The sequence below is a fragment of the Cupriavidus sp. 94F1 genome (genome assembly GCF_057798875.1).
The window spans coordinates 578,358-590,017 of the sequence record NZ_JBYOJT010000002.1 but is presented as its reverse complement, the minus strand read 5'-3'; the positions used below and the strand labels follow the sequence as shown (position 1 = coordinate 590,017).

10 protein-coding genes are annotated in these 11,660 nt (G+C 63.7%); 1 reads left to right on the top strand and 9 read right to left on the bottom strand.

Annotated features, from left to right (window positions below; all coding sequences use genetic code 11):
* Positions 1 to 76: 76 nt before the first annotated feature.
* From AC3FJ6_RS06800 to AC3FJ6_RS06785, 4 genes are all read right to left on the bottom strand, one after another.
* Positions 77 to 1,081, bottom strand: a complete 1,005-nt coding sequence (locus AC3FJ6_RS06800) for an NAD(P)H-quinone oxidoreductase (RefSeq protein ID WP_488771224.1) — start codon at positions 1,079 to 1,081, stop codon at positions 77 to 79.
* Between the two features lie 157 nt (positions 1,082 to 1,238).
* Entirely contained in the window at positions 1,239 to 3,407 is a 2,169-nt protein-coding gene (gene pnp / locus AC3FJ6_RS06795; protein ID WP_488771223.1) for a polyribonucleotide nucleotidyltransferase, read from the bottom strand.
* 444 nt (positions 3,408 to 3,851) lie between these two features.
* Positions 3,852 to 4,115, bottom strand: a complete 264-nt coding sequence (gene rpsO / locus AC3FJ6_RS06790) for a 30S ribosomal protein S15 (protein ID WP_153947581.1) — start codon at positions 4,113 to 4,115, stop codon at positions 3,852 to 3,854.
* 166 nt (positions 4,116 to 4,281) lie between these two features.
* On the bottom strand, positions 4,282 to 5,550 hold the full coding sequence (locus AC3FJ6_RS06785) for a branched-chain amino acid ABC transporter substrate-binding protein (RefSeq protein WP_488771222.1): 1,269 nt from the start codon (positions 5,548 to 5,550) through the stop codon (positions 4,282 to 4,284).
* A gap of 126 nt (positions 5,551 to 5,676) precedes the next feature.
* On the opposite strand from AC3FJ6_RS06785, the gene AC3FJ6_RS06780 reads away from it, so the two are divergent.
* A complete protein-coding gene (locus AC3FJ6_RS06780; RefSeq protein WP_488771221.1) occupies positions 5,677 to 6,216 on the top strand; it encodes a hypothetical protein in 540 nt (179 codons plus the stop codon).
* A gap of 118 nt (positions 6,217 to 6,334) precedes the next feature.
* On the opposite strand, the gene AC3FJ6_RS06775 is transcribed toward AC3FJ6_RS06780, so the two are convergent.
* The 5 genes from AC3FJ6_RS06775 to ilvC form a co-directional block, all read right to left on the bottom strand.
* Positions 6,335 to 7,876 carry a 2-isopropylmalate synthase gene (locus tag AC3FJ6_RS06775; RefSeq protein ID WP_488771220.1) on the bottom strand — a complete coding sequence of 514 codons (1,542 nt, stop codon included), beginning with the start codon at positions 7,874 to 7,876 and terminating at the stop codon, positions 6,335 to 6,337.
* 288 nt (positions 7,877 to 8,164) lie between these two features.
* A complete protein-coding gene (gene lysM / locus AC3FJ6_RS06770; protein WP_400393471.1) occupies positions 8,165 to 8,668 on the bottom strand; it encodes a peptidoglycan-binding protein LysM in 504 nt (167 codons plus the stop codon).
* 71 nt (positions 8,669 to 8,739) lie between these two features.
* On the bottom strand, positions 8,740 to 9,642 hold the full coding sequence (pssA, locus tag AC3FJ6_RS06765; protein WP_488771219.1) for a CDP-diacylglycerol--serine O-phosphatidyltransferase: 903 nt from the start codon (positions 9,640 to 9,642) through the stop codon (positions 8,740 to 8,742).
* 31 nt (positions 9,643 to 9,673) lie between these two features.
* Complete coding sequence (locus tag AC3FJ6_RS06760) at positions 9,674 to 10,327, bottom strand: phosphatidylserine decarboxylase (RefSeq protein WP_066738990.1); 654 nt, start codon at positions 10,325 to 10,327, stop codon at positions 9,674 to 9,676.
* Between the two features lie 277 nt (positions 10,328 to 10,604).
* Positions 10,605 to 11,621 (bottom strand): ketol-acid reductoisomerase, encoded by a 1,017-nt coding sequence (gene ilvC / locus AC3FJ6_RS06755; RefSeq protein ID WP_029050863.1) that lies wholly within the window; start codon positions 11,619 to 11,621, stop codon positions 10,605 to 10,607.
* Between the last annotated feature and the right edge of the window lie 39 nt (positions 11,622 to 11,660).

Here is an 11,660-nt window from a genome sequence, read left to right as displayed (position 1 = left end):
TCCTTTGGCCCACCTCTTTGGGTCGCCCCCCAACTTTTGCCTCCGGTTGGGTGGTTTGGGGCCCCCACGAAACCCGTTACCAGGTCAGCACGATCTTGCCGGTGTGCTCGCTCGATTCCATCAGGCGATGGGCATCGGCGGCCTGCGCGGCAGGGAAGACCTTGTAGATCACGGGCTTGATCTTGCCCGAAGCCAGCAGCGGCCAGACGTTCTGGTGCAGCGCCTGCGCAATCGCGCCCTTGAACGATGCCGGACGCGGACGCAGTGTCGAACCTGTCACGGTGATGCGCCGGCGCAGGATATCGCCCAGCGGAATTTCGGCCTTGCCGCCGCCCAGCAGCGCGATGATGACGATGCGGCCGTCGTCAGCGATGCACGACAGTTCCCGGGCCAGGTACGAACCGGCCACCATGTCGAGAATCACATCAACACCCTTGCCTTCGGTCAAAGCCTTGACCTCGGCGACGAAGTCCTGCGTCTTGTAGTTGATCGCACGGTCGGCGCCCAACGCCTCGCAGGCCTTGCACTTGTCGTCGCTGCCCGCCGTCACGAACACCTTGAAGCCCATCGCCTTGGCGATCTGGATGGCCGTGGTACCGATGCCGCTCGACCCGCCCTGGATCAGCAGCGTCTCCGCCGCTCCGCGCGGGCCCTTGCCCAATTGGCCACGATCAAACACGTTGCTCCACACGGTGAAGAATGTCTCCGGCAGCGCGGCAGCTTCGATATCGCTGAGGCCGTCGGGCACCGGCAGGCATTGTTCGATCGGTGCCGTGCAAAGCTCGGCGTAGCCGCCGCCCTGCACCAGCGCGCAAACCCGGTCGCCCACTTTCAAGCCAAAACGGTTCGCCGGATTCGACAGGTCGCCGCCCACCACCACGCCGGCCACCTCCAGGCCCGGCAAGTCGGACGCACCCGGCGGCACCGGATAATTGCCGGTACGCTGGAACACATCGGGGCGATTGATGCCCGCTGCCGCCACGCGGATCAGGATCTCTCCGGCCTTCGGCTCCGGGTCGGGACGCTGCGTTTCCTGCAGGACTTCAGGGCCGCCGTATTCACGGATTTCGATGGCTTTCATGATCGCTCCTCATCAATGTCGTATGTCGCATGGCGCGCGGCAAGCATGCGCGCGCCCAAGGCAGGTAAAAGACTGACCGGCAGTGTAAACAAAAAAGCGGCTGGACATCGCCAGCCGCTTTTGCAGGTACTGCTATCGGTACCGCCTGCCGTTCAGCTTACTGCTGCTGTTCCGGCGAGGTCGATGCCGCCGGCGCATCGCCTTGCGGGGCGATCGGGCTGATGCTGCCGCCCTCTTCAGCCAGCGCAGCCTTCAGCGACAGACGCAGACGACCCTTCTCGTCGGCCTGGATCAGCTTCACGCGCACCTGCTGGCCTTCCTTCAGCCAGTCCTTGATGTCCTTCACGCGCTCGTTGACGATCTCGGAGATATGCAGCAGACCGTCCTTGCCCGGCAGGATGTTCACGATGGCACCGAAGTCCAGCAGCTTCAGCACGGTACCGGCGTAGATCTTGCCCACTTCGGCTTCGGCGGTGATGCCTTCGATGCGGCGCTTGGCTTCGGCCATGCCATCCGTCGAGGTCGAGGCGATCGTGATCGTGCCGTCTTCCTGGATGTCGATGGTCGTGCCCGTTTCCTTGGTCAGCGCCTGGATGGTCGAACCGCCCTTGCCGATCACTTCACGAATCTTGTCCGGATGGATCTTCATCGTGATCATGCGCGGCGCGTGCTCCGACAGCTCGGTGCGGGCGTGGCCCATCGCTTCCTGCATCTTGCCCAGGATGTGCATACGGCCTTCACGGGCTTGCGCCAGTGCCACCTGCATGATTTCCTTGGTGATGCCCTGCACCTTGATGTCCATCTGCAGTGCCGTGATACCCGTATCGGTACCCGCCACCTTGAAGTCCATGTCGCCCAGGTGATCTTCGTCGCCCAGGATGTCGGTCAGCACGGCAAACTTGTTGCCTTCCAGGATCAGGCCCATGGCCACGCCGGCCACGTGCGCCTTCACCGGCACGCCAGCGTCCATCAGTGCCAGGCAGCCGCCGCACACCGATGCCATCGACGACGAGCCGTTGGATTCGGTGATTTCCGAAACCAGGCGGATCGTGTAGGCGAATTCGTCTTCCTTCGGCAGCACCGGGATCAGTGCGCGCTTGGCCAGACGGCCGTGGCCGATTTCACGGCGCTTCGGGCTGCCCACGCGGCCCGTTTCGCCGGTGGCGAACGGGGGCATGTTGTAGTGGAGCATGAAGCGGTCGCGGTACTCGCCGGCCAGCGCGTCGATGATCTGCTCGTCGCTCTTGGTGCCCAGCGTGGCCACTGCCAGCGCCTGGGTTTCGCCACGCGTGAACAGCGACGAACCGTGGGCGCGCGGCAGCACCGACGAACGGATCTCGATCGGGCGCACGGTGCGCGTGTCGCGGCCGTCGATACGCGGCTCGCCGGCCAGGATCTGGCCACGCACGATCTTGGCTTCCAGGTCGAACAGGACGTTACCCACTTCCACCTTGTCGGCTTCCACGCCGGCTTCGGCCAGCTGGGCCTGCACGGTTGCGTAGATTTCCTTGAGCTTGGTGCTGCGTGCCGACTTCTGGCGCAGTTGGTAGGCTTGCTGCAGCAGCGGCAGGCCGATCTCGCTGACCTTGGCGATCAGTGCCTCGTTCTTGGCGGCAGGCGCCCAGTCCCATTCCGGCTTGCCGCCTTCACGGACCAGTTCGTGGATCGCGTTGATGGCGGTCTGCATCTGCTCGTGGCCATACACCACGGCGCCCAGCATCACGTCTTCCGACAGCTGGTTGGCTTCCGATTCCACCATCAGCACGGCACGCTCGGTACCGGCGACGACGAGGTCCAGTTCCGACGCGGCGATCTGCGAACGGTTCGGGTTCAGCAGGTACTGGCCGTCCTTGTAGCCAACGCGGGCGGCGCCCACCGGGCCGCTGAACGGGATGCCCGACACGGCCAGCGCGGCCGACGAGGCGATCAGGGCCGGGATGTCGGCCGGCACTTCCGGGTTGATCGACAGGACGTGGATGACCACCTGCACGTCGTTGTAGAAGCCTTCCGGGAACAGCGGGCGCAGCGGACGATCGATCAGGCGCGAGGTCAGCGTCTCGTTTTCCGACGGACGGCCTTCACGCTTGAAGAAGCCACCCGGGATCTTGCCGGCGGCGTAGGTCTTTTCGATGTAGTCGACGGTCAGCGGGAAGAAGTCCTGGCCCGCCTTCGGGCTCTTGGCTGCCACCACGGTGGCCAGCACCACGGTGTCTTCCACGTCGACGATCACGGCACCCGATGCCTGACGGGCGATTTCGCCGGTTTCCATGCGGACCGTGTGCTGGCCCCACTGGAATTCCTTGACGATCTTGTTGAACATGGTCATGAGCGTTCCTTGATTCATGCTTGCCTGCCGTAAACAGATACAGCGGGCCGACGCCTGCGCTCGCAGCGGCAGGCGGACTGCCGGAAATTTGCCCGGTCCGCAGTCTCAGGGAAGTGCTATGCCATTCCATCGCGCCACCGTCCGGCCCACATGAGGACGATGCGATACGCGATGGAATGACACAAAACCCCGTTTCCTTGGCCAGTTCCGGTGTCAGAAAGAGCGAGGTAACTTACTCCGTCGCACGGCGTGGCGCAACGGCGTACGGGCAAATTCGCCCGCGTTTAGTGTGAAACAAACATCACATCCATCACTGCCCGGCTAAAATTCGCCGGTGCAGAAAAGCAAAATGCCTGCCCCAGCAGTGCTGGCGCAGGCATCGTGGCCTCACGTGAAATCGTGCTTGAACAACGCTTGCAGGACCCGTGCTGCCATCCGCAGACCTTACTTGCGCAGGCCCAGGGCTTCGATCAGGGCGCGGTAACGGTCAGCGTCGTTGGACTTGAGGTAGTCCAGCAGGCGACGACGACGGCTCACCATGCGCAGCAGACCGCGGCGGCTGTGGTGATCCTTCATGTTGGCCTTGAAGTGCGGGGTCAGTTCGTTGATGCGGGTGGTCAGCAGTGCGACCTGGACTTCGGGGCTACCCGTGTCGTTGGCGCCGCGGGCGAACTTCTGGATGACTTCGGACTTGTTGGCAATTGCCATGATGTTTTCCTTTCACTTGCGAACGCTGCAGCACGGGATGCGCCGCCTGCGTCGTGCCTTGCTTTTTGACTCGGCATCCGCCGTCCGCAGCCAGATGACTTGCGGACGACAGCCGCGGATTATAGCCGAATTCCGTCCGGCGGCGAAGCCCATCCCCGGCATTGGCTCAATTTCGCGCCGGGCGCTCCATCCGGCACGTGGTGGGCAGCGTGGTCTGGGCCGTCTTGAGCTTCTTGATGGTCCGGAAGCCGTAGCCCGAACCCTCGTTGTCGAAACGCACCTCGCCGCCCTGCCTGGCCATCATCGAGACATAGAGCGGCTGCAGCACCTGGTGGTCGTCCGCCCGCACCGTGGCCTCGTGGAAACCGTTCGTGAAACGCATGTTTTCGAGCGCGTAGGCCACCGCCACGGCGTCGGTGCTGCCAGCCTGCTCGATCGCGCGAGCCAGCATTTCGACCATCATCTGCATGCGCAGATGCACGTAGTCGTCGCGCGGATCGGGATAGCGGGTGCGGAACGCCTGGTAGAACGCGTCGGACGCCGCGCCGCCCACGTTCGGATGCCATTCCGCCACGGCCAGCACCCGGCCCACGCCGGCATCGCCCATGGCAGCGGGCGCGCCCAGGCCGTTGCCATAGAACGTGTAGAAGCGCGCGTTAAGGCCGCCCTCGCGCGCGGCCTTGACCATCAGCGTCAGGTCGTTGCCCCAGTTGCCGGTAATCACGGCGTCGGCGCCGCTGGCCTTGATCTTGGCGATATACGGGGCAAAGTCCTTGATCTTGCCGATGGGATGGAATTCGTCGCCCACCACCTGGATATCGGGCCGCTTGGCCGCTAGCATTTCGCGCGCGGACCGGGCCACCTGATGCCCGAAGCTGTAATCCTGGTCGATCAGGTAGACCTTGCGCACCGCGTGTTCGCTGCGGATGGCCTCGGTCAGCGCCTGCATGCGCATATCGGCACTGGCGTCGAAGCGAAAATGCCAGAAACTGCAATTCTCGTTGGTCAGCGTGGGGTCCACCGCCGAATAGTTCAGGAACAGCACGCGCGCGTCGGGCTGGCGCTGGTTCTGGCGATTGATCGCGGCCACCAGCGCGCTGGCCACGGCCGAACTGTTGCCCTGCAGGACGAACGGAATGCGTTTGTCGACCAGGCTGCGGAACTGGATCAGGCTCTCGTCGACATTGCCCTTGCTGTCGAACGTCACCAGTTCCATCGGATGGGCGCCATCGGGCAGTTTCACTCCACCCCGGGCATTGATGCGATCGATCGCGATCCGCAGGTTGCGCACCACGGCCTCGCCTGCATTGGCGAAGGGGCCGGACAACCCGTCGATCATCCCGAGCCGGATCGGCGCGCCAACCGGCTGCTGTGCCGCAGCGGCCGTCGCCACGCAGCACAGCGTCGCGGCCAGCCACGCCCGCAGCCGGGCCATGCGCCCGCTTGTTCGGATTCCGCCCATTCGACTTCCCTTCTCTGCGCAAAAGCCGCGATGGTACACACATTGCGCCGGGGCCCGCTACACTACGACTCGTGCACTTTTTGCTGCAAATCACTGAACATGACGACATTTCCGACAGTCGCCCGGCACTGGATCGCCGCCGCGACACTGGCTGCCGGGGCCCTGGCCGGCTGCAGCAGCCTCGGGCCCGCCCTGACCCCCGTCAACACCGGCCTGAAGCTCGTAGGTCAACCGCAAAGCGCCGTGGCGGCAACCTTCGGCAAACCCACCGATGTGTACCGGCTCGACGAAGGCACCACCCGCTGGTTCTACTCGAAACAACCGCTTGGCGAATATTCCTATGCCGCCGATTTCGATCGCGACGGCAAGCTGACCAATTTCCGGCAGATGCTGACCACGACCGAGCTCTACAAGGCCAAGGTCGACGCGTGGACGAAGAAGGATGTGCTGGAACACTTCGGTGCCCCGCGCGAGCCGATCGAGTACTACCCGCGCCTGAAACAGGAAGCGTGGAGCTACCGCTTCCTGCATGAAGACCAGTGGTACTCGATGTTCAACTTCATGTTCGACGACGCGGGCGTGCTGCGCCGCACGCTGATCACCCCCGATCCGCTGCGCGACCGCCCGGACCCCCGCTGAACGCGCACAAACGACAAACCGCCCGGCCCTGCGGGATACGCATCGGGGCGGGCGGTTCATGACAGCCGGGGCCTTGTGAGCCCCGCCATCGCATCGCAGGAATCAGGTCAGATAAAGGTCAGATCTGCGGATTGATCTTCTGCACGGCCTTGTCGTGCAGCTTGTTCAGTGCAGCCAGGTAGGCCTTGGCCGATGCGGCGACGATGTCCGGATCGGTACCCACGCCGTTGACGATGCGGCCGGCCTTGGACAGGCGCACGGTCACTTCGCCCTGGGCCTGCGTACCGGCCGTGATGGCGTTCACCGAATACAGCACCAGTTCGGCACCGCTGTTCACGCGCCCTTCGATGGCGTGCAGCGTCGCATCCACCGGACCATTGCCTTCGGCCTCACCAGCCTGCTCGGCGCCATCGATGTTGAACACCACGCGGGCGTGCGGACGCTCGCCGGTTTCCGAGCGTTGCGACAGCGACACGAAGCGATAGTGCTCGTTGGCGTTTTCCTGCTCTTCGTCGGAAACGATCGCCAGGATGTCTTCGTCGAAGATCTCGGCCTTCTGGTCGGCCAGTTCCTTGAAGCGGGTGAACGCGGCGTTGATTTCGGCTTCGCTTTCGAGCTCGATGCCCAGTTCCTGCAGGCGCTGCTTGAATGCGTTGCGGCCCGAGAGCTTGCCCAGGACGATCTTGTTGGCGGTCCAGCCCACATCTTCCGCGCGCATGATCTCGTAGGTGTCGCGCGCCTTGAGCACGCCATCCTGGTGGATGCCCGAGGCGTGGGCAAACGCATTGGCGCCCACCACGGCCTTGTTCGGCTGCACCACGAATCCGGTGACTTGCGACACGAGCTTGGAGGCCGGCACGATCTGCGTGGTATCGATGCCAACGTCCATATTGAAGTAGTCGCGGCGCGTCTTCACGGCCATCACCACTTCTTCCAGGCTCGTGTTGCCGGCGCGCTCGCCCAGACCGTTGATCGTGCACTCGATCTGGCGCGCGCCGCCCAGCTTCACCGCCGCCAGCGAGTTGGCCACGGCCATGCCCAGGTCGTTATGACAATGCACCGACCAGACCGCCTTGTCCGAATTCGGAATCCGCTCGCGCACCGAACGGATCAGCTCCGCATAGCCTTCCGGCACGGCGTAGCCCACGGTATCCGGCAGGTTGATCGTGGTTGCGCCCTCGGCAATCACGCCTTCGAGCACGCGGCACAGGAAGTCCATGTCCGAACGGCTGCCGTCTTCGGGCGAGAACTCGATATCGTCCGTGAACTGACGCGCAAAGCGCACGGCCAGGCGGGCCTGCTCGTAGACCTGGTCCGGCGTCATGCGGAGCTTCTTCTCCATATGCAGCGCGGACGTGGCGATGAACGTGTGGATACGGAACGAGTTGGCCGGCTTCAGGGCCTCGGCGGCACGCGCGATGTCCTTGTCGTTGGCGCGGGCCAGCGAGCAGATCGTAGAATCCTTAACAACCTGGGCAATGGAGCGGATCGCTTCGAAATCGCCATTGGAGCTGGCCGCGAAACCGGCCTCGATCACATCGACCTTCAGACGCTCCAGCTGACGCGCAATGCGGATCTTCTCCTCGCGGGTCATGGACGCACCGGGCGACTGCTCGCCGTCGCGCAAGGTGGTGTCGAAAATGATGAGTTTGTCAGACATTTTGTGGAGCTCCTGGGCTGTGCCTTATGTACTGGTCCGCCGTCCCGCAATCGCGACACCGGGCATTCGGATCGGAATGCAAAACGCCCCGGCGTGCATGAATGCAGGCCGGGGCGTTTTCAAAAATCCTGGTGATTTCCGCGCCAGGGGGAGGTAACCGAGTCCCTTAGCGCGCGCGCGTCCCGACCTGATGGCCTAGTAGGCCACCTAGGGTGGTGCGGGCGATCTGGGTCTGGTGCGAAATCATGTCGGCGACTATAGCTCGTTTGCTGCGGCGGCGCAACCGGGTTATTTCGGAGGAATGCGCAGTTTTTGCCCCGGGTAGATCTTGTCCGGGTGCGTCAGCATCGGCTTGTTGGCCTCGAAGATCTTGTTGTATTCGGCGCCATTGCCGTACGCGGCCTGGGAAATCGCCCAGAGCGTGTCGCCCTTCACCACGGTGTGCCACTGCGACTCGTCGCTCTCCACGTTGACCGACATCTTGTCCTCGACCGAATCGACCCCCTCCACATTGCCGCAGCACAGGATGATCTTCTCGCGCGTGGCCTGGTCGGGCGCCACACCGAATACGGTGACCTTGCCCTGCGATCCGTCCACGGTCACGGTCAGGCCCGTGGCGGACAGTCCCATCTGGGCGATATAGGCCTCGATCGCGTCGCCGGCCGCGCGGTTGGCCGCCTCGGCCTTGTCGCTTGCGGACGGATCGGCCGCGGCAGCCTCCTGTGCCGCCTTCGCCTCGCCCTTGCCGAACAGTTTCTCTCCCGCTTCCTTGATGAAGTCGAACATGCCCATGACACTCTCCTGAGGTTGTGGAACGGAAAAACAAAGGGCGCCCGATGAGCGCCCTTTTCTTCAAGATCCGGTCAATTGCCGCTGCCCGCGCCGTTGCCGTTGCCGCCGGCACGCGCCTTGGCCACCCCGCCGGGCTGACCATGCACCGCACGCCAGGCCCATAGCACGTAGCCCGAGATCGCATAGGCCACGAACAGGCCAAACAGTGCAACCGGCGGGTCGGACGACACGATGACGAACAGCACCAGCACCAGCACCATCATGCCGAACGGCACGCGGTAGCGCACGTCGAGCGCCTTGCCGCTGTAGAACGGCGCGTTCGACACCATCGACAGGCCCGCATAGAGCGTGATCGCAAAGGCAACCCACGGCATCCACAGCTCCTTCACGGGCAGCTTGTTGTCGATGGCCAGCCAGACAAAGCCGGCCACCAGCGCGGCCGCGGCCGGGCTCGGCAAACCCTGGAAGAAGCGTTTGTCGACCACGCCGATATTGGCGTTGAAACGCGCCAGCCGCAGCGCGGCACAGGTGCAATAGACAAAGGCTGCAATCCAGCCCCACTTGCCCAGGTCGTGCAAGATCCACTCGTACATCACCAGCGCCGGCGCCACGCCGAACGATGTCATGTCCGACAGCGAATCGTACTGTTCGCCAAACGCGCTCTGCGTATTGGTGATGCGCGCGACGCGGCCGTCCATGCCATCGAGCACCATGGCCGCGAAGATGGCGATGGCCGCCACGTCGAAGCGCATGTTCATGGCCTGCACGATCGCGAAGAACCCCGCGAACAGCGCCGCCGTGGTGAACGCGTTGGGCAGCAGGTAGATGCCGCGCCGGCGCGGACGCACGTACTCGATGTCGTGCTCGTCGGCCTCGTAGGCGGCGTCGTTGCGCAGCTGGTTATGGCGGAACGGACGCAGATGCGTCACGTTGCCATTGCTCACGCGCTTGTTGCGTCGGTTGAAGGCACCCATGCCAGGTCTCCTGTCGCTGACCGATCCGGCCTCAGGCCTGGACGTCCAGCTCGGCGAGCACGGTGGACGAGGCCGACACCTTCTCGCCGATCGTCACGCGCGGGCGGGCATCGACGGGCAGATACACGTCGACACGCGAACCAAAACGGATGAAGCCGTAACGCTGGCCGCGCGACAGCGTGTCGCCGACCCGCGTGTAGCACAGGATGCGGCGAGCCACCAGGCCGGCCACCTGCACCAGCGTGACCAGCTGGCCGTCCGCCGCGCGACGGATCACCACCGCGTTGCGCTCGTTTTCCAGCGATGCCTTGTCCAGATCGGCATTGACGAACTTGCCCGGGAAATACTCGAGCTTCTCGACCTTGCCATCCAGCGAAGCGCGGTTCGAATGCACGTTGAACACGTTCATGAACACGCTGATCTTCAGCGCCTCGCGGCCGGCATACGGGTCCTGGGTCTTTTCTACCACGACGATGCGGCCGTCGGCCGGCGCCAGAATGGCATTGGGGGCCGACGGAATCGGCCGCGGCGGGTCGCGGAAGAACTGCAGCACGAAGATCGTGATGATCCACAACGGCAACGCCCACCAGAAGCCCGCGCTGACATGCACCAGCAGCGAGATGATGAAAGCGCCGGCCAGGAACGGCCAGCCTTCACGGGCGATAAGCGGATGAGGATAGTTCATGCAAGCGTTGTTCTGTTGTTCGCGCAGACGGTGCACATCATGTCGAATAGCCAGCCCGCAGCGTACCGCGTGGCATGCCTTCAGGATATGTCGGCGCGAGAGATAAGAAAAAATTCAGGCCAGCGCCTGAAAAAGTCCGACAAGGATAACAAAAAGCCGCCCAGTCACCGCCGAAATGTCTTGTGCAATCACAAAAGACCGGCGGCCGACTGGGCGGCTGCGGCACTGGCGAGGCACCTGGCCGCATCGGCCCGGTGCCCGCTTCTGCCCGTACTGCTTAGTTCTTCGACTGGTCGACCAGCTTGTTCTTGGCGATCCACGGCATCATCGCGCGCAGCTTCGCACCCACTTCCTCGATCTGGTGCTCAGCCGTCAGGCGGCGGCGCGAGATCAGCGTCGGGGCGCCCGCCTTGTTTTCCAGCAGGAAGCTCTTGGCGTATTCGCCGGTCTGGATGTCGGTCAGGCACTGCTTCATGGCCTTCTTCGTCTCTTCCGTCACGACGCGCGGGCCAGTGACGTACTCGCCATATTCGGCGTTGTTCGAGATCGAGTAGTTCATGTTGGCGATACCGCCTTCATAGATCAGGTCGACGATCAGCTTCAGCTCGTGCAGGCACTCGAAGTAGGCCATTTCCGGCGCGTAGCCGGCTTCCACCAGCGTCTCGAAGCCAGCCTTGATCAGCTCGACGGTACCGCCGCACAGCACGGCCTGCTCGCCGAACAGGTCGGTTTCGGTTTCTTCGCGGAAGTTCGTCTCGATGATGCCGGCACGGCCGCCGCCGTTGGCGGTGGCGTACGACAGCGCGATGTCACGGGCGGCGCCGGACTTGTTCTGGTGCACGGCGATCAGGTGCGGCACGCCGCCACCTTGCGAGTACGTCGAACGCACCGTGTGGCCCGGCGCCTTCGGGGCGATCATGATCACGTCCAGGTCGGCACGCGGAATCACGGCACCGTAGTGCACGTTGAAGCCGTGGGCGAAGGCCAGGGCGGCGCCTTCCTTGATGTTGGCGTGCACTTCGTTCTTGTACACGTCGGCGATCTGCTCGTCCGGCAGCAGGATCATGACCACGTCGGCGCCCTTCACGGCTTCGGCCACTTCCTTGACCGTCAGGCCGGCGTTGACGGCCTTGTTCCACGACGCGCCGCTCTTGCGCAGACCGACCGTCACGTTCACGCCCGATTCCTTCAGGTTCAGCGCGTGGGCGTGGCCTTGCGAGCCGTAGCCGATGATGGTGACATTCTTGCCCTTGATGAGGGAGAGGTCGGCGTCCTTGTCGTAAAACACTTTCATGATATTTCCTTCAATTTCTCAAATCTTCGTATTGGGGTG